Origin of the sequence: Pseudescherichia sp. L3, assembly GCF_024656065.1 — a bacterium.
Classification (GTDB): domain Bacteria; phylum Pseudomonadota; class Gammaproteobacteria; order Enterobacterales; family Enterobacteriaceae; genus Pseudescherichia.
This window is the reverse complement of the sequence record NZ_JANKYC010000001.1, coordinates 1905932-1927226: the sequence shown is the minus strand read 5'-3', so window position 1 is coordinate 1927226 and position 21295 is coordinate 1905932. Positions and strand designations below refer to the sequence as shown.

Here is a 21295-nt window from a genome sequence, read left to right as displayed (position 1 = left end):
CAGTTTGTCGGGCTATGTGCTTGAATTGTTCATATTTTGTACACCTGGATGGGGGTGAACACTGACTCTGCAACATTCAGGTAATGAATTAGAATGAATCTTATAGTAAAAAAAAACGCCTTGGGTAAACTACGCTAAACGTAACGGTTACTTGCGCTTTCATCACAAAGGTTGCTATGACGCACAACGACAATGATGTGGTAAGAAAGGGAAATTACAATCCTGAACAAGTTGATATGATTGATCTTCTGCTGCAGCTTTGGCGCAGCAAATGGACAATTGCAATTTTTGTGGTTGCTACCCTGGCATTAGCAGCAGTGTATTTGACTGTGGCTAAAGAGAAATGGACCTCAACGGCAGTTATCACTATGCCGGATGCGGGTCAGATTACTGGCTACACCAACGCAATGAGCGTCCTTAACGGGGTCTCATCTGCCGATATCGATAATATCCAGCAGCGCGTTATAGGTCGCTTTAATGCTGCTTTCTCTGCACTATCGGAAATTTTAGAAAACCAGGAGGAGCCTGAAAAGCTCACTATCGACTCTGCGGTGCGCGGGCAGGCCCTGCCGTTAAAACTTACTTATCAGGGCGATTCTGCAGAAAATGCACAGAAAACGCTGGCCCAGTACATTCAGCAGGTAGACGAACAGATCGCTGACGAACTCGACCTGGATCTCTCAGTAAACATTAAGTCGCGCACAAATGAACTGGTTGCACTATTAGCGACCCAGGAGAAGGTGGCTCAGGAACAGAAAGATCTGCGCCTGAAACAGATCTCAGAGGCGTTGAAGGTCGCACAAGAGGCGCAAATTAAGAATCCACAGGTGCAGCAAACCCAAGAGGTAACGCAGGATACGCTCTTCCTGCTGGGTGGGGAAGCGCTGGAATCTATGGTTAAAAATGAAGCATCCCGACCGTTAGTTTATCCGGAAAGCTATTACCAGATGCGCAAAAACCTGTTGGATATTGCACGTCTGAAGCCCGATCCGTCCAATATGCACAGCTACCGCTACGTTATGAAGCCTACTCTGCCAATATGGCGTGATAGCCCGAAACGCGCGTTAACACTGATTATGGCCGTGTTGCTGGGTCTTATCCTTGGCTCCGGCTACGTCCTTACCCGCAACGCGCTGCGAAACTACCAGCCGAAAGCGTAATAAAAAAAACCGGGCTTGCCCGGTTTTTTTATCTCTGCGGTACTACTTGTGCCGCGCTCTCAAGTTTTCAATGATGGCCGTCATGTCCAGATCCTGATCCTGCAGCAGTACCAGCAGGTGGTAGATCAGATCGGAGGCTTCGTTAGTCAGCTCTTCGCGGTCGTTAACGGTAGCGGCGAGGGCGGTTTCAACCCCTTCTTCCCCGACCTTCTGGGCGATACGCTTGGTGCCGCTGGCGTAGAGCTTCGCCGTGTAGGAGCTGGCAGGATCGGCGCTTTTGCGCGCTGCCAGCAGCTGCTCCAGCTGGTAGAGGAACAGCCACTGATGGCTCTTCTCTTCACCAAAGCAGCTGGTGGTGCCGGTATGACAGGTTGGACCGACGGGATTGACCAGCACCAGCAGCGTGTCGTTGTCACAGTCCGGCGTGATACTGACCACATTAAGCACGTTGCCGGAGGTTTCACCCTTGGTCCACAGGCGCTGTTTGGTGCGCGAGTAGAACGTGACCAGCCCGCTCTCTTCGGTCTTCGCCAGCGCCTGCTGGTTCATATAGCCCAGCATTAACACCTCGCCGGATACCGCATGTTGGATCACGGCAGGCAGCAGCCCATCGGTTTTGGTCCAGTCCAGCAGGCTGCGTTGTTGCTCTGTTAACATATCCTTATCTCCACGCCCTGCAGTGCCAGGTACGCTTTCAGTTCACCAATATTAATAATCTGCTTGTGGAACACTGATGCGGCCAGCGCCCCGTCGACGTCAACATCCCGGAAGGCTTCCAGGAAGTGCTCCATGGTTCCCGCGCCACCGGAGGCGATCAGCGGAACATGGCAGACCTCGCGCACCTTCTTCAGCTGCACCAGATCGTATCCGTTACGCACCCCGTCCTGGTTCATCATGTTAAGCACGATTTCACCCGCGCCACGCTTCTGGACTTCCTGCACCCAGTCCAGCGTCTCCCAGGTAGTGACGCGGGTACGGCTCTCGTCACCGGTATACTGATTAACGTGATATTTGCCGGTGGCTTCATCAAACCAGGTATCAATGCCGATGACGATACACTGCACGCCAAAGCGGTCGGCGAGGCGGGTGATCAGCTCCGGGTCGGCCAGGGCCGGTGAGTTAATAGAGATCTTGTCCGCGCCAAAGGAGAGGATCTGTGCCGCGTCGTCAACGGATTTAATCCCACCCGCTACACAGAAGGGGATATCGATCGCTTCTGCTACGCTGGAGACCCAGCTCTTATCCACGACGCGTCCATCGCTGGAGGCGGTGATATCGTAAAACACCAGCTCGTCCGCGCCTTCCTCTGCATAGCGCTTCGCCAGGGGGACGATGTCGCCAATGATCTCATGGTTGCGGAACTGCACGCCTTTTACTACCTGGCCGTTGCGCACGTCCAGACAGGGAATTATCCGTTTTGCCAGCATTGGATCGCCTCCGTTACGTTAAATTTGCCTTCCAGCAGCGCCCGGCCAACGATCACCCCGCGCACCCCAGTACCACGTAGGGCGGCGATATCCTGTAGCCCGCCGATGCCGCCCGAGGATTGAAAAGCGATCTGCGGATAGCGGGCGCACACCTCTTCATACAGCGAGACGTTGGAGCCTGCAAGGGTGCCATCGCGAGAGATATCCGTGCACAGGACGTGCTTCAGGCCCACGGGCTGATAAGTTTCAATCAGTTCTTCCAGCGATACGCCGGAGTTCTCCTGCCAGCCGCTGACCGCCACCTGCTTCACGCCCTCGGCGTCGATGCGTACGTCAAGCGCCAGCACCAGCGCCTCTGCGCCGAAGCGCGTGAACCAGCCTTTAACGACCTCAGGGGATTTTACCGCCGTCGATCCGACTACCACGCGGGCAACGCCTGCTTCCAGTAGGGCGGCAACGTCCTCTTCCGTGCGGATCCCGCCGCCGACCTGCACCGGCACGTTTACGCCAGCTACCAGGGTTTTAATCAGCGGGATCTGCCGCTTAGCCGGATCTTTCGCCCCGGTCAGATCGACCAGGTGCAGCACCTCTGCGCCTTCGGCGGCATAGCCCTGCAGGCGGGTCAGCGGATCGTTACCGTAGTCGCGCTGCTGCGCGTAGTCCCCCTGATGCAGGCGGACTACCGTGCCATCAATTAAGTCTAACGCTGGAATAATCATTACATCTCCAGGAAGTTTTTCAGCAGCTGCGCGCCCGCCGCACCGGAGCGCTCCGGGTGGAACTGGACGCCGTAGAAGTTATCTTTCTGCACGGCGGCGGTGAAGGGCGCGCCGTAGTGACACTGGGCGATGGTCTGGGCATTCACCGGCATGGCGTAGCTGTGCACGAAGTAGAAGTAAGCCCCATCCTCAATGCCGCGAAACAGGCGATCGCCCGCTTTCGGGTAGACGCGGTTCCAGCCCATGTGCGGTAAAGGAAGACCGACGTCCTCCATCTTAACCACTGGCTCATCGATAATTCCCAGCAGCTCTACGCCGTGGGTCTCTTCGCTGCGGCTGCCCAACAGCTGCATGCCGAGGCAGATCCCAAGCACCGGCTGGGTGCAGGCTCGGATCAGGTTCACCAGTTCGCGCTGGTGGATCTGATCCATCGCAGCCTGTGCCGTCCCTACGCCAGGTAAAAAGAGCTTATCGGCGCGCAGCACCACGTCCGGATCGCGACTCACCACCGGCTGGTAGCCGTGGCGGGCAATCGCAGAGGTTACCGAGTGCAGGTTGGCGCAGCCGGTATCAAGGATCACCACGTTCATTACAGCACTCCTTTCGAGGAGGGAAGGGTATCGCCTTCCACACGGATCGCCTGACGCAGCGTACGGCCAAAGGCCTTAAACAGGCTCTCCACGCGATGGTGATCGTTCTTGCCCTTGGTTTTCAGGTGCAGGGTGACGGCCATGGTGTAGGAGAGTGAGCGGAAGAAGTGCTCAACCATCTCGGTGGTCAGGTCACCCACGCGCTGGTAGGTAAACTCGGCCTTGTACTCAAGGTGCGGACGCCCGGAGATATCCAGCGCGCAGCGGGCCAGGCACTCGTCCATCGGCAGGACAAAGCCAAAGCGGTTAATGCCGCGCTTGTCGCCGAGGGCCAGCTTCAGCGCCTCGCCGAGCGCCAGGCCGGTGTCTTCCACGGTGTGGTGATCGTCAATGTAGAGATCCCCCTTGACCTGAATCTCCATGCGAAAACCGCCGTGAGTGGCAATCTGATCCAGCATATGATCAAAGAAACCCACGCCAGTGTTAATTTTGCTGCCGCCTTCGCGATCCAGCCATACCTTCACGTCAATCTGCGTCTCTTTGGTCTTACGCTCGACGTGGGCGTAGCGGTCGCGTTTGGTCAGCTGGTCGCCAATGGCGCGCCAGTTCAGCGTTTCTCGATCGTAGCGCAGGCCGGTGATACCCATGTTTTCGGCCAGGGTCACGTCCGTCATTCGATCGCCAATCACGTAGCTGTTGGCCTTATCCAGCGCCTCGTTGGCGAGATAGCCTTCAACCAGCTTCACCTTCGGCTTACGGCAGTCGCACTCGTCGGCGGGCAGGTGCGGACAGATCAGCACCTCGTCAAAGATCACGCCCTGGGAGGTGAAGATCTGCATCATCAGGTTGTGCGGGCCGGTAAAGTGCTCCTGCGGGAAGCTGGCCGTGCCCAGTCCATCCTGATTGGTGATCATCACCAGCTTAAAGCCTGCCGCCTGCAGCTTGAGCAGCACCGGGATGGCATCTGGCTCAAAGGCCAGTTTTTCAAAGCTATCGACCTGAAAGTCGCTCGGCGGCTCGCTAATCAGGGTGCCGTCACGGTCAATAAAAAGGTACTTCTGGCTCATACTTGCTCCGCACGTAGGGCGTCGATGACGCGCTGGCTCTCTTCCCGGGTACCGATGGTGATCCGCAGGCAGCCGCTTAAAGAGGGTTGTTTGTTTTGATCGCGTAGAATAATGCCCTGATCCCACAGGGATTTAAATACCGCGCTGGAGGCGGTGATGCGCGCCAGAATATAGTTGGTTTCTGAATCGAATACCGTTTCCACGCAGGGAATCGTGCGCAGCTGCTCAACCAGATAGCGGCGTTCATTGAGGATCTGCGCCACCCGGCCCTGCATAGCCTCAATGCCCGCTGGGGAGAGGGCTTGAGCGGCGATCTCGGCGACCGGGGTCGAGAGCGGGTAGGGGGCAATCACCTTCAGCAGCAGGGCGATAATCTCCTGGCTTGCGAGGGTAAAGCCGCAGCGCAGACCGGCCAGCGCAAAGGCTTTCGACAGCGTGCGTAAGATCACCAGGTGCGGATAGTCCGCCAGCCAGCCGCTGAGCGTCGCCTGCGGACAGAACTCAATGTAGGCCTCGTCGGCAATCACCAGTGCTTTTCCACGGGTCATCTCTAACAGGGCACGCATATCCTGCGGGTCGATAATCTGCCCGGTCGGGTTGTTGGGGCTGCACACATAGATAAGCTTTACCCCATCGAGGGACTCAGAGATGCCCTCCAGATTGAGCTGCCAGCTCTCCAGCGCCGGAACGGTGCGCGCCTCAACGCCAAAGGTTTCGGCGCTCACGCTGTACATGCCGTAGGTCGGCGGGCAGTAGAGCACCGCGTCCTTGCCTGGCTCGCAGAAGGCGCGGATCAGCAGCTCGATACCTTCGTCCGCGCCGCGGCTGACCAGCACCTGCTCCGGCTGCAGACCGGCATAGCGGGCGTAACCCTCAATCACCGCTTTCGGCTGGCACTCCGGGTAGCGGTTGAGCGATGACTGGGTCAGCTCAAAGGCCACCGGAGTAGGGAACTCGTTGGCGTTCAGCCAGACGTCGCCTTTGCCGCCCAGGCGACGAGCGGACTGATAGGGCGTCAGGTTTCGCACGTTCTCGCGCGCTAAGTCTTCGATGCTCATGCTTGCTCCTTGAGGGCGTTAACGCGCAGGGTAACGGCATTCTTGTGGGCGTGCAGACGCTCGGCCGCCGCCAGGGTCTCAATGGTCGCCGCCAGCGCCGAGAAGCCCTCCCGGGACAGCTCCTGCACCGTCATGCGCTTCTGGAAATCCGCCAGCCCGAGGCTGGAGCAGGTGGCAGTATAGCCGTAGGTCGGCAGCACGTGGTTGGTCCCCGATGCATAGTCGCCCGCCGACTCCGGCGACCAGTCGCCGAGAAACACCGATCCCGCGCTGGTGATGCTGTCTACCAGCGAGCGGGCGTCGCGCGTCTGAATAATCAGGTGTTCCGGGCCGTAGGCGTTGGAGATAGCTACGCACTGGGCAAGATCCTTCGCGACGATCAGCCGGCTGGCGGCCAGCGCCTGGCGGGCGGTGTCGGCGCGCGGAAGCTCGGCCAGCTGGCGCTCAACGGCGTCGGCTACTGCTTCAGCCATCTGTGTGTCCGGCGTCAGCAGGATCACCTGCGAATCCGGGCCGTGTTCGGCCTGGGAGAGCAGATCCGAGGCGACGAAATCCGGCGTTGCGCCACTGTCGGCAATCACCAGTACCTCAGACGGACCGGCAGGCATATCAATCGCCGCCCCGTCCAGCCGCTGGCTGACCTGGCGCTTGGCTTCGGTTACGAAAGCGTTGCCAGGGCCAAAAATTTTATCCACCGAGGGGATCGATTCGGTGCCAAAGGCCAGGGCGGCGATGGCCTGCGCCCCGCCCACCTTGAAGACCTCCTGCACGCCGCAGAGACTGGCGGCATAGAGGATCTCATCGGCAATCGGCGGCGGCGAGCAGAGCACTACCCGCTGACAGCCCGCGATGCGCGCCGGCGTGGCCAGCATCAATACCGTTGAGAACAGCGGCGCGGAGCCACCGGGAATATAGAGGCCTACGGAGGCTATCGGGCGGGTCACCTGCTGGCAGCGCACGCCAGGCAGGGTTTCCACATCCACAGGCTGGAGCTTTTGCGCCTGGTGGAAGGTGTCGATGTTCTTCACCGCCACGGCCATCGCCTGCTTGATATCATCACCCAGGCGGGCGCTGGCGTCGGCGATCTCCTGCGCGGTGACCTTCAGCGCGCCGACCTCGGTTTTATCAAATTTAGCGCTGTATTCACGCAGGGCGTCGTCGCCGCGTGCTTTTACATTGTCGAGGATCTCTACCACCGTGCGGGTGATGCTTTCCGAGGCGGAGATTGCCGGACGCATCAGCAGATCGCGCTGCTGCTCGTCGCTACAGGTGTTCCAGTCGATAACGGTATTGAAGCTCATGGCCATTACTCCATCATCTTCTCAATCGGCAGCACCAGAATAGAGCTGGCCCCCAGCGCCTTCAGCTTCTCCATGGTTTCCCAGAACAGCGTTTCGCTGCTGACCATGTGCATTGCTACGCGCTGCTGGTCGCCTGCCAGCGGCAGAATGGTCGGACGTTCAGCGCCTGGCAGCAGGGCAATCACCTCGTCAAGACGCTCGGTCGGAGCATGCATCATGATGTATTTTGATTCGCGGGCCTGGATAACGCCCTGGATACGGGTCAGCAGCTTGTCGATCAGCTGCTGCTTGGCCGCCGGCATCTCGCCGTCGCGCTGGATCAGGCAGGCTTTCGAGCGATAGATCACCTCTACCTCACGCAGGCCGTTGGCTTCGAGCGTCGCCCCGGTCGAGACCAGGTCACAGATAGCATCGGCCAGACCCGCGCGCGGGGCCACTTCGACCGAGCCGTTCAGCAGACAGGATTTAAACGCGACGCCTTTCTGATCGAGGTAGCGCTTCAGCAGGTGCGGATAGGAGGTCGCGATACGTTTACCGTTCAATGCTGCCGGGCCGTCCCACGGCTCGTCAACGGCGGTGGCCAGCGACAGGCGGCAGCCGCCAAAATCGAGACGGCGCAGGGTAAAGTAGCGCGGGTCTTCGCCCTGTGCGCGACGGGTCAGCAACTCCTCTTCCAGCACGTTCTCGCCGATAATGCCGAGATCCACCACGCCGTCCATGACCAGCCCCGGAATGTCGTCGTCACGTACGCGCAGAATATCGATGGGCATATTCTCTGCCAGCGCAATCAGACGCTGCGTGTGCAGATTAATTTTGATGCCGCAGCGGGCCAGCAGTTCGCGTGAATCATCGCTTAAGCGGCCAGATTTCTGCATAGCTATGCGTAAACGGGAGTTATCTAACATTCTACTTATCCTCTTATCCTGCCTGAATTAGGTTCAAAAAAAAGCCCCCGGAAGAGGATCTTCCGGGGGCTTTTTCATGCGTTCATGCACCACTGGAAGATCCAAACGTCTTCCAGCACACATCGCCTGAAAGACTAGTCAGGATGATGGTGATGATGGTGGTGTTTAAATTGAACGCGTGTCATAAAATTTCCAATGAATGCTTATTCATGTCTTGTCAATTAACCTAAACCACTTTGCCCGCTGAAAGCAAGGGCTTTTTTACATCATTACATCATTTCATCTTGCCTTCTGAATTGTCAGTTGCCCTTGCCTGGCGTAGCCTTAATCCTAACGTATGAAAGCCGGGAGAATTAAGGATGAAAAAAGTCGCGATTGTCGGTTTAGGCTGGCTGGGGATGCCGCTGGCGCTCTCGCTGCAGTCAAAGGGCTGGCAGGTTACCGGCAGTAAAACGACCCACGACGGCGTCGAAGCGGCGCGCATGTGCGGTATTGAAAGCTATCCGCTGAAGCTTGAGCCGGAGCTGGTGTGTGACGCTGACGACCTGGAAGCGCTGATGAACGTGGATGCGCTGGTGGTCACGCTGCCCGCCCGACGGAGCGGCAGCGGGGACACGTTCTATCTGCAGGCGGTGCAGGAGATTGTCGACAGCGCGCTGGCGAGGCGTATTCCGCGCATTATCTTTACCAGCTCGACGTCGGTATACGGTAACGCAGAGGGCACCGTCAAAGAGAGCATGCCGCTTCAGCCGGTGACCCACAGCGGGCGCACCTTGAAAGAGCTGGAGGAGTGGCTGCACAACCTGCCGGGTACGTCGGTGGATATCCTTCGGCTTGCCGGGCTGGTCGGGCCGGGTCGCCATCCGGGGCGCTTCTTCGCCGGTAAAACGGCTCCCAATGGCAGCCAGGGCGTTAATCTGGTGCACCTGGAAGACGTTATCGCCGCGATTACGCTGTTATTGCAGTCGCCGAAGGGGGGGCATATCTACAACCTCTGCGCGCCTAAGCACCCTGCGCGATCTGAATTTTACCCGGTGATGGCTCGCCAGCTGGGCCTGGCGCCGCCGCAGTTTACCGAGAGCGACGCTGACAGCAAGGGCAAGCTTGTTGACGGGAGCCGCATCACCAATGAATTAGGGTTCGAATATCAGTATCCCGATCCGCTGATCATGCCGATGGAGTAGGGCAGCAGCCTGGGGACTGGTCGCACACCCTATGGGGCGAACATGAAACCATTGCTGGATGTTCTCGTTATCCTTGATGCCCTCGAAAAAGAGGGCAGCTTTGCTGCGGCCTCGGCGAAGCTCTACAAAACGCCCTCTGCGCTGAGCTACACCGTGCATAAGCTGGAGAGCGATCTTAATATTCAGCTTCTCGACCGCAGCGGCCATCGGGCCAGGTTTACCCGCACCGGCCAGATGCTGCTGGATAAGGGGAGGGAGGTGCTGCACACGGTGCGCGAGCTGGAGAAGCAGGCCATCAAGCTCAACGAGGGCTGGGAGAGCCATCTTACTATTGGTGTGGATGACACCTTTCCCTTCTCCCTGCTTTTACCGCTTATCGATGCCTTCTATCTGCAGCACAGCGTAACCCGGCTGGCGTTTATTAATGGCGTACTGTCGGGATCGTGGGAGGCGCTAATTCAGGGGCGGGCCGATATTATCGTCGGTGCGCTGCACGACCCACCGCCGCTCAGCGGATTTGGCTTTGCCAGGCTTGGCAGCCTTGAGCAGGTCTTTGCCGTTGCGCCCCATCATCCGCTGGCTGGGGCTGCGGAGCCGCTCCCCCGGAGGGTAATCAAACGCCATCGCGCTATTGTCGTTGGCGAAGCGCGGCCGGGCTGCTCACGCTCCCAGCTGCTGCTGGAGGATCAGGAGGCGATCACCGTTTTTGATTTTAAGGCTAAACTGGATCTGCTGATTGGCGGTCTTGGCTGTGGCTATTTGCCACGCTATATGGCGCAGCTTTTCTTAAATAGCGGCGCGCTGGTAGAGAAGCAGGTGGTCGCGCCAATCTCAGCCGAACCGGTCTGGATGGGCTGGAATGAGCAGACCGCAGGGCTGGCAAGCGGATGGTGGTGCACGGAAATTTTAGCAAATAGTGCGATCGCTGGCGTTTACATTCCGGTGAGCGGCCGTGAATCAGGCGTGCGTTAAAAAAGATGGCCTGATGGGTGTATGCCATCTTGTCATCGCGCCTCAGTTTGGGGCAAAATATGTCGCCTGCAAAAAATGACACTAACCGACGTTAAACGCGTCGGTTATTTTTTTGCATCAAAACGTCATTTAAAACCAAGAGGCCGGGCTTCGTACCGGATAGATACACATTTAAAAACCGACAGTCGTTGTCGCTGAGGAAAGAAACAAAATGGGGCAATTTTTTGCTATTGCGACGGCATTCGCCGTAATGGGGGCTGACCATGTCGCATAACGTTACTCCAAAAACCTCTCGCGTGGAACTGCGTAAATCGCTTACGTTGATTCCGGTTGTTATGATGGGTCTTGCCTATATGCAGCCGATGACGCTGTTCGATACGTTCGGCATTGTCTCTGGTCTGACCGATGGTCATGTCGCGACCGCGTATGCGTTTGCGCTGGTGGCTATTCTCTTTACTGCCCTGAGCTACGGTAAACTGGTGCGTCGTTTCCCGTCCGCTGGCTCAGCCTACACCTATGCCCAAAAATCCATTAGCCCGGCGGTTGGCTTTATGGTGGGCTGGTCGTCGCTGCTGGACTACCTGTTCATGCCGATGATCAACATCCTGCTGGCTAAAATCTACTTCGAAGCGCTGGTGCCCAGCGTGCCGTCGTGGATCTTTGTGGTGGCGCTGGTGGCCTTTATGACCATCTCGAACCTGCGCAGCATTAAATCCGTAGCTAACTTCAACACCCTGATTGTTATTCTGCAGATGGGTATTGTGGCAGCCATCGTCGGCCTGATTGTTTACGGCGTGGCGCACGGTGAAGGTGCGGGTACGCTGACCAGCTCCCGTCCGTTCTGGTCTGAAGGCGCGCACGTGGTGCCGATGATCACCGGTGCGACCATTCTGTGCTTCTCGTTCCTGGGCTTCGACGGCATCTCTTCTCTGTCGGAAGAGACCAAAGACGCCGAGCGCGTGATCCCGAAAGCGATCTTCCTGACAGCGCTGATTGGCGGCCTGGTGTTTATCGTGGCCTCCTACTTCCTGCAGCTCTATTTCCCGGATATCAGCCGCTTCAAAGATCCTGACGCGTCTCAGCCGGAAATCATGCTCTACGTGGCGGGTAAAACCTTCCAGTTCGGCGTGCTGGTCTTCTCGACCATTACCGTACTGGCTTCTGGCATGGCAGCGCACGCAGGCGTTTCCCGCCTGATGTATGTGATGGGCCGTGACGGCGTATTCCCGAGCCGCTTCTTTGGCTACGTGCACCCGAAATGGCGCACCCCGGCCTGGAACGTGCTGCTGGTGGGCGCGATTGCCCTGCTGGCGATTAACTTTGACCTGGTGACTGCGACGGCGCTGATCAACTTCGGTGCGCTGGTAGCCTTTACCTTCGTTAACCTGTCGGTGATTTCACAGTTCTGGATCCGTGAGAAGCGTAACAAGACGCTGAAAGATCACTTCCAGTTCCTGATCCTGCCGCTGTGCGGTGCGTTGACCGTAGGTGCGCTGTGGCTGAACCTGGAAGAGAGCTCAATGATTCTGGGTCTGATCTGGGGCGGTATCGGTCTGGTTTACCTGGCCTGCGTGACTAAAAGCTTCCGCAACCCGGTCCCGCAGTACGAAGACGTTGCGTAATGCGCTAAGCCGTAAGTAAAAAGAAAAGCCAGCTGAGAAGCTGGCTTTTTTGTTTATACAATCTCTTGCGCGTACTGATACAGGGCTTTGATCAGGGCGAGTTTTTCACTATCCCCCGCGTGCTGCTGGTAGAGCGTCTCCAGCTCTTCCGCCCAGGCCTGCAAAAATTCTGGTGTAAAAACGTTACGCCGATGCTGGAGCCAGCGCTGCTGCTCGTTTTCATCCAGCGTGCCGGGGAAATTGCGTGCCCGGTAGTTAAACAGCAGCTTCTCAATGCGCTTGTCGGCAAAGGTAATATCCAGCGCCGGCAGGTTCTGCGGATCGGTCGCCAGCACGATTTTCATCGCTGCACGATCGGCGTCGCTAAAGAAGCCGTTATAGAGCTGGGCGTCAACGTTATCCGACGGTACAAACGGCTCGGCTTCGGCGAAGATAGCCAGCACTTTTTCCCGCACCTCTGGGTTGTCGCGCAGAATTTGCAGGTTCGCCAGGCACGCCTGACGGTTGATACCCAGCCGATCGGCGTCTTCCGGACGCAGGGTATTCGCCTGCGCCAGCACCGGACACTTATTGAGGTGCACCAGCTTCACCGGTACGGGGGACTCGTCGCCCAGATCCGCTTTAGGCGTATAGAGGCGCTCGCGCAGGGCGTCGGCGTCCAGTTCCAGCAGAGGAGACATATCCCCCGCCAGGTCGACCATGATCACCGCGTTTCGGTTCTCGGGGTGCCAGGCCAGCGGCGCAACCCAGCTGGTATTGCCGCGATGGGCACCGAACATACCGGAAACATGCACCAGCGGTTTCATCTGCGGCACGTCGATCAGCGTGGTCAGCTTCTGCTTGCTGCGATAGGCGTAGAGGTAGTTAAACAGCTTGGGTTGGCGGGCTTTAACCAGCTGCGCCATGGCAATGGTCGCGTAGACGTCCGCCATCGCGTCGTGGGCGTTGCTGTGCTCGATGCCGTTGGCCTGCGTCAGATGCTCAAGGCGGAAGCTGGGCAGGCCGTCATCGTTCTCCGGCCAGTTGATGCCTTCCGGGCGCAGCGCGTAGCAGGCACGCATCACGTCCAGCAGATCCCAGCGGGAGTTACCGTGCTGCCAGCTCCAGGCATAGGGGTCATAGAAGTTGCGGTAGAAAACGTTGCGGGTGACTTCATCATCGAAGCGAACGTTGTTATAGCCCACCACGCAGGTGCCCGGCACGGTAAAGATATCGTGGATACGCTTCGCAAAGGCGGCTTCGTTGTCACCTTTTTCCAGGGCGATCTGCGGCGTAATGCCGGTGATCATCACGGCTTCCGGCTGCGGCAAATAGTCATCGGCAGGCTGGCAGTAAAACACCTCCGGCTCGCCAATCGGCGTGAAATCCTCATCGGTGCGGAGGGCGGCAAACTGTGCCGGCCGGTCCAGCGACGGGCTGGTTCCGAAGGTTTCGTAGTCGTGGAAAAGAAAAGTTGGCTGCGCAGCGGAATCTGACACCTGATATTGTCCTGTTGTTATATCACCTCTTTATGGTAAACCATGCCGCCCGCTAAACAGAAATAAAAGCGCTGTTTTTACCCGAACTGCGTGCCTGCTTCCGCCGCGTACCTCTTCGCTGTCACATTTGTTTGCAATTGTTCCAGGATTCGACACAAGATTTTCCGTACAAAGGTCAGCTCTTTTGTCACACCTTAAGGATATCCTCTTGAAACGCCGTTTGTTTGTTGCCGTCTCCCTCCTTGCTGTTTGCGTGAATTCTGCCCTGGCTGCCAGCCCCTCTTTTACTGTACAGCCTCCGCAGATCCAGGCCGGTGCCTGGGTATTAATGGACTACACCACGGGGCAGATATTGACCGCAGGCAATGAACACCAGCAGCGTAACCCGGCTAGCCTCACTAAGCTGATGACCGGCTACGTGGTTGACCGCGCTATCGATAGCAAGCGCATCACGCCGGACGATATTGTTACCGTTGGTAAAGACGCCTGGGCAAAGGGAAATCCGGTATTTGATGGCTCCTCGCTGATGTTTATCAAGCCGGGGGATCGCATCACGGTGCGCGATCTGAGCCGTGGCCTGATCGTTGACTCCGGCAACGACGCCTGCGTGGCGCTGGCGGACTATGTTGCTGGCGGCCAGCCGCAGTTTGTGAAGATGATGAACAGCTACGCGCAGAAGCTCAACCTGCGCGATACCCACTTTGAGACCGTCCACGGTCTGGATGCACCGGGCCAGCACAGCTCGGCCTACGATCTGGCCGTACTTTCCCGAGCCATCATTCACGGTGAGCCCGAGTTCTACCACATGTATAGCGAGAAGAGCCTCACCTGGAACGGTATCACCCAGCAGAACCGTAATGGCCTGCTGTGGGACAAGTCGCTCAACGTCGACGGTCTAAAAACCGGCCACACCTCCGGGGCGGGCTTTAACCTTATTGCTTCCAGCGTTAACGGCCAGCGGCGGCTGATCGCGGTCGTGATGGGCGGTGAAAGCCCGAAAGGTCGTGAGGAGCAGGCACGTAAGCTGCTGCACTGGGGCGATGATAACTTTGATACCGTACAGATCCTGCATAAAGGGAAACAGGTAGGAAGCGAGCGCGTCTGGTACGGCGATAAAGAGAAGGTGGCGCTGGGTACGGACCGCGACTTCTGGCTGGCACTGCCCAAGGCCGATTTGGACCACATCAAAGCCAAGTACGTGCTGAACGGTAAAGAGCTGGAAGCGCCGATGCCCGCGAACCAGCAGGTGGGCGAGGTGGAGCTATATGATAACGGCAAGCTGGTTGCCCGCTCACCGCTGGTCACTCTGGAAGCGATTGAGAAAGGCGGCGTTTTCTCACGTATGAGCGACTATCTGCACCACGTGCTGTAAGAGAGCGCGGGCAGGCTGGCAACTCTGCGAGTCTGCTCGCATACTGAACAGTTCAGGGGTGACAGTAAGCCCTTAAAAAGAGAGAGTGTATATCCATACAGCAATCATCGCGGAGGCAGCATGGACTACAGTATCAAACAGCTCGATAAGCGCACCATTGCCGGGTTTCATCTGGTGGGTCCGTGGGAAAAGACCGTTAAGCAGGGTTTTGCACAGCTTACTCTGTGGGTGCAAAGTAATCATCTCCAGCCGCAGGAGTGGATCGCCGTCTACTACGATAACCCCGACGAAGTCCCGCCGGAGAAACTGCGTGCCGACACGGTTATTTCAGTGCCCGAAGGGTTCACCGTTCCGGAAAACAGCGAGGGAGTGATCCTGAGCGAGCTGCCCGGCGGTCAGTATGCTGTGGCCCGGGCGCGGGTCTATAACGAAGAGTTTGAAAAAACCTGGGATCTCTTTTTTGACAGCCTGCTCCCGGATGCCTACTACCAGATAGCGGCCCGGCCCTGCTTTGAGCGCTACCTGAATGCAGACAGCAGTAGCGGCTACTGGGACGTTGAGATGCACATTCCCGTTGAGCCGAAGTCACTTTAAGCGTCCGCTTACCGTTGATCCTGTCAGCCTGTTTACTGATTTTAATCATTAAAAGCAGCTTTTACGGGGCTTTCGGTCACAACGCCAGGGCCCCGGCGCGAAAATTCGCTACAATTGCGCCTTTGGACGTCTTAGCCGGAGAGCGTGGTGCGCACCGACAAATCACTTAGCCCTTTTGAAATACGCTTATACCGCCACTATCGCCTTGTGCATGGGGCCAGAATAGCGCTGGCGTTTATTCTCACCTTTCTGCTGGTGCGCCTGCTAAACATTCCTGAGGGCACCTGGCCGCTGATTACCCTGGTGGTGATTATGGGGCCTATCTCCTTTTGGGGTAACGTCGTGCCGCGTGCCTTCGAACGTATCGGTGGCACTATCTTCGGTTCGGCGCTAGGGCTGATAGCCCTGAAGCTGGAAGTGATCTCTCTGCCGCTGATGCTGCTCTGGTGCGCCGCCGCGATGTTTCTCTGTGGCTGGCTGGCGCTGGGCAAGAAGCCCTACCAGGCGCTGCTGATCGGTATTACGCTTGCGGTTGTGGTGGGTGCACCGGCGGGAGATATGCAAATTGCGCTGTGGCGAGGCGGAGACGTTATTTTAGGCTCGCTGCTGGCAATGCTGTTTACCGGTATCTGGCCGCAGCGGGCTTTTCTGCACTGGCGTATCCAGATGGCGAACTACGTCACCAACTTCAACCGTGTCTACCAGGCGGGCTTCTCACCGAACCTGGTGGAGCGCCCGCGGCTGGAGAAGCATCTGCAAAACATTCTCAATGATGTCGTAAAGATGCGCGGCCTGATTGTGCCTGCCAGCAAAGAGACGCACATTCAGAAAGCGATTTTCGAAGCTATTCAGACCGTAAGCCGCAACATGGTGTGTATGCTTGAGCTGCAGATCAACGCCCACTGGGCGTCGCGGGCCAGCCACTTCGTGATGCTTAACGCCCGGACGATCCGCGAGACCCAGACCATGACGCAGCAAACGCTGCTGACCATCGCCCATGCGCTCTACGAAGGTAATCCGCAGCCGATTCTTGCCAACAGCGAGCGGCTTAACGAGATAGTGGTGGAGCTGCGGGAGCTGATCCAACAGCATAAAGATGAGCCATTAGCGGAAACTCCGATGCACAGCTACGTGTGGTTAAGCATGGAGCTGGCGCGGCAGCTGGAGCTGCTTTCGCATCTTATCTGCCGGGCGCTGCGCAAATAAGCTGCATCCGTAAATGAATCAGCAGCCGGTTGTTTCGATTCAGCCTGATTTAGCGTTATGATATTTAGAGGGATAAAATCATTGTCATCAGCAACGCCTAAAAGTATGTTTACCCTACAGCGGTTGCTTTAACGAATCCGAATCTGATATTAGCAGGGGTGTAAAAATGGAAACTACTAAGCCTTCATTCCAGGACGTTCTGGAGTTTGTACGTCTGTTCCGCCGTAAGAACAAACTTCAGCGTGAAATTCAGGACGTTGAGAAAAAAATCCGCGATAACCAGAAACGCGTTCTGCTGCTGGATAACCTGAGCGACTACATCAAGCCGGGCATGAGCGTTGAAGCGATCCAGGGCATCATCGCCAGCATGAAGACCGACTACGAGGACCGCGTAGATGACTACATCATCAAAAACGCTGAGATCTCGAAAGAGCGCCGTGAAATCTCTAAAAAGCTGAAAACGATGGGCGAACTGAAACACGCCGCGGTTGAAGCGAAAGACGAGTAACGTTTTTAAGCCGGGTCTGGCAACGCTGCCACCCGGCGTTTTACCCCTTCCGCGTTCCTGACTTACCTCGCAAACCGTTTAACTACTGCTCGTTAACTACTGCTCGGCATGAATGGCATTGAGCAGGATATCCATTAGCCCTGGAAAACGGGCGTCAAGATCGTCACGGCGCAGCGAGATCAGATTTTCCCGGCCCTGCGGGCGCTGCCAGATCACGCCGCTATCGCGCAGCACGCGCCAGTGGTGGGTCATGGTCGATTTGGCCACGTCCTTGCGCAGCGACCCGCAGGCCTGCTCTCCTTCATCTGCCAGCGTTCTGACGATCTCCAGGCGCAGCGGATTTCCCAGCGCGAACAGTACATTTTCGAGGCGGATTTTTGCCCGATCGGGATGGCTGGCAATCATAGTGTTCCTGAGTCAATAAGCACAAATAGTGACCAGCGAGCTGGCTAACGCATACTATACCTAAACCCAACGGCGAGTGCCATGCGGCAGCGGCGGCGAGATTATCATCCATAACTATAGCTAAAATAGTTCGAATATACTCGTACAGTTGGACTATGATGAGGACGTTAAACCCGAATGGCCGCACTGGCCGCTAACAGTCAAACTGACTAAGGACGCATCATGCCCCGACCCATCCCCCTCGAACGCTATCGCAACATTGGTATTTCTGCCCACATTGATGCCGGCAAAACCACCACCACTGAACGGATCCTGTTTTACACCGGCATGAGCCATAAGCTGGGTGAAGTTCACGATGGCGCAGCGACGACAGACTGGATGGCGCAGGAGCAGGAGCGCGGAATTACCATTACCTCTGCGGCCGTAAGCTGCTTCTGGCCCGGTATGGATCGGGGCTTTGAGCCGCACCGGATCAATATCATCGACACCCCCGGCCACGTCGACTTCACCATTGAAGTTGAGCGCTCCATGCGCGTGCTGGACGGCGCGGTGATGGTCTACGACTCCGTGGGCGGCGTGCAGCCCCAGTCGGAGACCGTCTGGCGGCAGGCCAACAAGTATCATGTCCCCCGGCTGGCGTTCGTCAACAAGATGGACCGGCCCGGCGCGGATTTCTTCCGCGTGGTGCAGATGATGATCGACCGCCTGAAGGCAAATCCGGTACCGATTGTGATCCCCATCGGGGCGGAAGAGCACTTCACCGGCGTAATCGATCTCATTAAGATGCGGGAAATCATTTGGGACGACGCCAGCCAGGGGATGGCGTTCAGCTATGCGCCGGTGCCGGACGAGCTGCTGGCCACGGCGAAAGCGTGGCGTGAAAAAATGGTCTCCGCAGCGGCGGAAGCCAATGACGAGTTAATGGATAAGTATCTGGAAAACGGCGATCTGGAGGAGGCGGAGATTATCAGCGGCCTGCGCGCCCGCACCGTGGCCGGTGAGATCCAGCCCGTACTCTGCGGCAGCGCATTTAAAAACAAAGGGGTACAGCGCGTGCTTGACGCCGTGGTGGAGCTGATGCCATCCCCACTTGATATTCCGGCTATTAAAGGCGTCGATGAGAAGGGGGCAACCGCCGAGCGCCATCCGGACGATCGCGAGCCGTTCTCCGCCCTGGCCTTCAAGCTGATGACCGATCCCTACGTGGGCCAGCTCACCTTTATCCGTGTCTACTCCGGCGTGCTGAAAAAAGGCGATGCGGTGTGGAACCCGATTAAGGGCAAGAAGGAGCGCATCGGGCGCATTGTGCTGATGCACGCCAACGATCGCCACGAGGTGGACGAGCTGCGGGCCGGGGATATCGCCGCCTGCGTCGGACTGAAGGATGTCACCACCGGCGATACCCTGTGCGCCCCGGATGCGGTGATCACCCTTGAACGCATGGAGTTTCCCGATCCGGTGATCTCCCTGGCAATTGAGCCAAAAACCAAGGCGGATCAGGAGAAGATGGGCATCGCCCTGCAGCGGCTGGCAGCGGAGGATCCCTCGTTCCATCTGCATACCGACGAGGAGTCGGGTCAGACCATTATCTCCGGCATGGGTGAGCTGCATCTGGAGATCATCGTCGACCGCATGCGCCGAGAGTTTGGCGTGGAGGCGAACATTGGTCGTCCGCAGGTAACCTACCGGGAGACGATCCGCAAAACGGTTAAGGATATCGAAGGCAAATTTGTCCGCCAGTCCGGCGGTAAAGGGCAGTACGGCCATGTCGTGCTGACGCTGGAGCCGCTGGAGGGAGGCAAAGGGTTTATCTTCGAGGATGCCACCAAGGGCGGGGTCGTACCGCGGGAGTTTATCCCTTCGGTGGAGAAGGGCCTGCGGGAGGCGATCAACAGCGGCGTGCTGGCGGGCTATCCGGTAGTGGATATCAAGGCGACCCTGACCTTTGGCTCCTATCATGATGTCGACTCCTCGGAGCTGGCCTTCAAAATGGCGGCCATTTTCGGCTTCAAAGAGGGGGCGAAACGCGCCGATCCGGCGATCCTGGAGCCGATTATGCACGTTGAGGTAGAGACCCCGGAGGAGTATGCCGGCAACGTGATGGGGGATCTCTCGTCCCGTCGCGGCATGGTTCAGGGAATGGATGAGCGGTTCGGGAGCCAGATCATCCGCGCCGACGTACCGCTGGCGGAGATGTTCGGTTACTCGACGACGCTGCGCTCAATGTCCCAGGGACGCGCCACCTACAGCATGGAGTTCCACCACTACGCGGAAGCGCCGCGAAACGTGGCGGAGAGCATTATCGCCAGCCGGGCTAAAACCGCCTGATTCACTGACCGATCCTCGCTAAACGCGCCCCGGTATGGCTAACCCTGCCGGGGCGCGCTTCTTTTGCGTAGCGGTAAAATCGCTCAACTCAGTGATCTCCGCTGCAAATTTGTACAAGCGGGGTGCGCAGCCTCACTTTCCCACAGCTATGTTTAAGATTCTGGACGGTCCGGACACCGCGTAGCCCAGCCAGCCATGTGATGGCGACCTCTTCCACGCCGCTGCTGGCGGCGGGTTCTGAACCGTGCTGAGGATTAACACATGTCTATCAAAACGCTTACGTTACCGCTTGCTCTGCTGAGCGGCCTGGGTGCTGCGTTTTATGCGCAGGCGGATATCACCATCGGCGTTGCCGGGCCATTTACCGGCCCTAACGCCACCTATGGGGCGCAGTACTGGAAGGGCGCAACCCAGGCGGCGGCGGATATCAACGCCGCAGGCGGCATCAAGGGCGAGAAGATCGTGCTGGTGCAGGGAGATGACGCCTGCGAACCCAAGCAGGCGGTGGCGGTGGCCAACCGGCTGGTAGACGAAGAGAAGGTCTCCGCCGTGGTCGGCCACTTCTGCTCCTCCTCCACGATGCCCTCGTCCGAGGTCTATGACGAAGCGGGCGTTCTGACCATTACCCCTGGCTCCACCAACCCACAGATTACCGAGCGGGGCATGCAGAACATGTTTCGCATGTGTGGCCGCGACGATCAGCAGGGCGTGGTAGCGGCAAACTATATTCTCGACGTGCTGAAGGCAAAAAAAGTTGCCGTGATCCACGACAAAGATACCTACGGTCAGGGACTGGCGGACGCGATGCGTGCCGCGCTGGCGAAACGCGGCACCAAAGAGGTGCTGTATGAAGGCCTCTCCCGGGGCGAAAAAGATTTCAACGCGCTGGTCACCAAAGTGGGCGCGCTAAAGCCTGACGTGGTCTACTTTGGCGGCTGCCATCCCGAGGCCGGGCCGCTGATACGCCAGATGCGCGAGCAGGGCGTAGAGGCGAAATTTTTCTCCGGTGACTGCGTAGTCACTGAAGAGCTGGTCACGGCGGCAGGCGGGGCGCAGTTCACCAACGGCGTGCTGATGACCTTCGGTAAAGATCCCCGCACCATCCCGGCGGGAAAAGCGGTCATTGAGAAGTTCCGCGGTGCAGGCTTTGAGCCAGAAGGCTACACCCTCTATGCCTACGCCTCCATTCAGGCTATCGCCGCCGCCTATAACGCCGTCGGCAAAGACAACGAGAAGGCTAGCGCCTGGCTGAAATCCAACAGCGTCGATACGGTGATGGGGCCGAAAGCCTGGGACGGAAAGGGCGATCTTAAAGTCTCTGACTACGTTGTCTATCAGTGGGACGACAAAGGTAAATATCATCAGCTGTAATCCCATCTACCGGGGCGAGGGCGTTCAC

22 protein-coding genes and 1 other annotated feature are annotated in these 21295 nt (G+C 57.7%); of the genes, 11 read left to right on the top strand and 11 right to left on the bottom strand.

All coding sequences use genetic code 11. The annotated features are described in order from the left end of the window. The first annotated feature begins 176 nt into the window (after nt 1-176). Nucleotides 177-1160: an LPS O-antigen chain length determinant protein WzzB gene (gene wzzB, locus NR795_RS09460; RefSeq protein ID WP_257758026.1), complete on the top strand. Its 984-nt coding sequence runs from the start codon at nt 177-179 to the stop codon at nt 1158-1160. Nucleotides 1161-1202: 42 nt separating this feature from the next. On the opposite strand, the gene hisIE is transcribed toward wzzB, so the two are convergent. The 9 genes from hisIE to hisL form a co-directional block, all read right to left on the bottom strand. Then, on the bottom strand, nt 1203-1817 hold the full coding sequence (gene hisIE / locus NR795_RS09455) for a bifunctional phosphoribosyl-AMP cyclohydrolase/phosphoribosyl-ATP diphosphatase HisIE (RefSeq protein ID WP_238085117.1): 615 nt from the start codon (nt 1815-1817) through the stop codon (nt 1203-1205). Then, nucleotides 1811-2587 (bottom strand): imidazole glycerol phosphate synthase subunit HisF, encoded by a 777-nt coding sequence (gene hisF / locus NR795_RS09450; RefSeq protein ID WP_144817273.1) that lies wholly within the window; start codon nt 2585-2587, stop codon nt 1811-1813. Before hisF ends, hisIE begins: the two co-directional genes overlap by 7 nt. After that, nucleotides 2569-3306 carry a 1-(5-phosphoribosyl)-5-[(5-phosphoribosylamino)methylideneamino]imidazole-4-carboxamide isomerase gene (gene hisA, locus NR795_RS09445; protein ID WP_238085116.1) on the bottom strand — a complete coding sequence of 246 codons (738 nt, stop codon included), beginning with the start codon at nt 3304-3306 and terminating at the stop codon, nt 2569-2571. The genes hisF and hisA overlap by 19 nt, the downstream gene beginning before the upstream one ends. After that, complete coding sequence (gene hisH, locus NR795_RS09440; protein ID WP_257758024.1) at nt 3306-3896, bottom strand: imidazole glycerol phosphate synthase subunit HisH; 591 nt, start codon at nt 3894-3896, stop codon at nt 3306-3308. The genes hisA and hisH overlap by 1 nt, the downstream gene beginning before the upstream one ends. Next, nucleotides 3896-4963 (bottom strand): bifunctional histidinol-phosphatase/imidazoleglycerol-phosphate dehydratase HisB, encoded by a 1068-nt coding sequence (hisB, locus tag NR795_RS09435; RefSeq protein WP_144817276.1) that lies wholly within the window; start codon nt 4961-4963, stop codon nt 3896-3898. The genes hisH and hisB overlap by 1 nt, the downstream gene beginning before the upstream one ends. After that, on the bottom strand, nt 4960-6021 hold the full coding sequence (gene hisC / locus NR795_RS09430) for a histidinol-phosphate transaminase (protein ID WP_144817277.1): 1062 nt from the start codon (nt 6019-6021) through the stop codon (nt 4960-4962). The genes hisB and hisC overlap by 4 nt, the downstream gene beginning before the upstream one ends. Then, nucleotides 6018-7322, bottom strand: coding sequence for a histidinol dehydrogenase (gene hisD, locus NR795_RS09425; protein ID WP_257758022.1), 1305 nt, complete (start codon nt 7320-7322; stop codon nt 6018-6020). The genes hisC and hisD overlap by 4 nt, the downstream gene beginning before the upstream one ends. Nucleotides 7323-7327: 5 nt before the next feature. Next, a complete protein-coding gene (hisG, locus tag NR795_RS09420; RefSeq protein ID WP_144817279.1) occupies nt 7328-8227 on the bottom strand; it encodes an ATP phosphoribosyltransferase in 900 nt (299 codons plus the stop codon). 35 nt (nt 8228-8262) lie between these two features. Beyond that, nucleotides 8263-8386, bottom strand: a sequence feature (His leader region). Continuing rightward, nucleotides 8362-8412 carry a his operon leader peptide gene (gene hisL, locus NR795_RS09415; protein ID WP_001364200.1) on the bottom strand — a complete coding sequence of 17 codons (51 nt, stop codon included), beginning with the start codon at nt 8410-8412 and terminating at the stop codon, nt 8362-8364. It overlaps the preceding feature by 25 nt. Before the next feature lie 174 nt (nt 8413-8586). Between hisL and NR795_RS09410 the strand changes: the two genes are divergently transcribed. The 4 genes from NR795_RS09410 (at nt 8587) to NR795_RS09400 (ending at nt 12005) form a co-directional block, all read left to right on the top strand. After that, nucleotides 8587-9411 carry an SDR family oxidoreductase gene (locus tag NR795_RS09410; RefSeq protein ID WP_144817280.1) on the top strand — a complete coding sequence of 275 codons (825 nt, stop codon included), beginning with the start codon at nt 8587-8589 and terminating at the stop codon, nt 9409-9411. 42 nt (nt 9412-9453) lie between these two features. Next, nucleotides 9454-10383 (top strand): LysR substrate-binding domain-containing protein, encoded by a 930-nt coding sequence (locus NR795_RS09405; RefSeq protein ID WP_257758021.1) that lies wholly within the window; start codon nt 9454-9456, stop codon nt 10381-10383. Between the two features lie 211 nt (nt 10384-10594). Then, nucleotides 10595-10657 (top strand): membrane protein YoeI, encoded by a 63-nt coding sequence (gene yoeI / locus NR795_RS20715; protein WP_103819469.1) that lies wholly within the window; start codon nt 10595-10597, stop codon nt 10655-10657. Then, entirely contained in the window at nt 10647-12005 is a 1359-nt protein-coding gene (locus NR795_RS09400; RefSeq protein ID WP_222888250.1) for an APC family permease, read from the top strand. Before yoeI ends, NR795_RS09400 begins: the two co-directional genes overlap by 11 nt. Before the next feature lie 53 nt (nt 12006-12058). Here the strand turns inward: NR795_RS09400 and sbcB are convergent, their stop codons facing one another. Further along, entirely contained in the window at nt 12059-13483 is a 1425-nt protein-coding gene (sbcB, locus tag NR795_RS09395) for an exodeoxyribonuclease I (RefSeq protein WP_144817283.1), read from the bottom strand. 202 nt (nt 13484-13685) lie between these two features. Here sbcB and dacD point away from each other — a divergent pair, with 202 nt between their 5' ends. From dacD to NR795_RS09375, 4 genes are all read left to right on the top strand, one after another. Beyond that, nucleotides 13686-14855: a serine-type D-Ala-D-Ala carboxypeptidase DacD gene (dacD, locus tag NR795_RS09390; protein ID WP_144817413.1), complete on the top strand. Its 1170-nt coding sequence runs from the start codon at nt 13686-13688 to the stop codon at nt 14853-14855. A 120-nt stretch (nt 14856-14975) separates the two neighbouring features. Further along, nucleotides 14976-15449, top strand: a complete 474-nt coding sequence (gene sbmC / locus NR795_RS09385) for a DNA gyrase inhibitor SbmC (protein WP_144817284.1) — start codon at nt 14976-14978, stop codon at nt 15447-15449. Nucleotides 15450-15596: 147 nt separating this feature from the next. After that, nucleotides 15597-16655 carry an FUSC family protein gene (locus NR795_RS09380; protein ID WP_222888245.1) on the top strand — a complete coding sequence of 353 codons (1059 nt, stop codon included), beginning with the start codon at nt 15597-15599 and terminating at the stop codon, nt 16653-16655. Nucleotides 16656-16821: 166 nt separating this feature from the next. Beyond that, nucleotides 16822-17163, top strand: coding sequence for a DUF496 family protein (locus NR795_RS09375; RefSeq protein WP_042389917.1), 342 nt, complete (start codon nt 16822-16824; stop codon nt 17161-17163). 96 nt (nt 17164-17259) lie between these two features. On the opposite strand, the gene NR795_RS09370 is transcribed toward NR795_RS09375, so the two are convergent. Continuing rightward, a complete protein-coding gene (locus NR795_RS09370) occupies nt 17260-17568 on the bottom strand; it encodes a helix-turn-helix transcriptional regulator (RefSeq protein WP_042389919.1) in 309 nt (102 codons plus the stop codon). Nucleotides 17569-17790: 222 nt separating this feature from the next. Between NR795_RS09370 and fusA the strand changes: the two genes are divergently transcribed. Both fusA and NR795_RS09360 read left to right on the top strand, forming a co-directional pair. Next, complete coding sequence (gene fusA, locus NR795_RS09365) at nt 17791-19896, top strand: elongation factor G (protein WP_257758017.1); 2106 nt, start codon at nt 17791-17793, stop codon at nt 19894-19896. Between the two features lie 261 nt (nt 19897-20157). Continuing rightward, nucleotides 20158-21267, top strand: coding sequence for a branched-chain amino acid ABC transporter substrate-binding protein (locus NR795_RS09360; RefSeq protein ID WP_144817287.1), 1110 nt, complete (start codon nt 20158-20160; stop codon nt 21265-21267). Nucleotides 21268-21295: the final 28 nt, after the last annotated feature.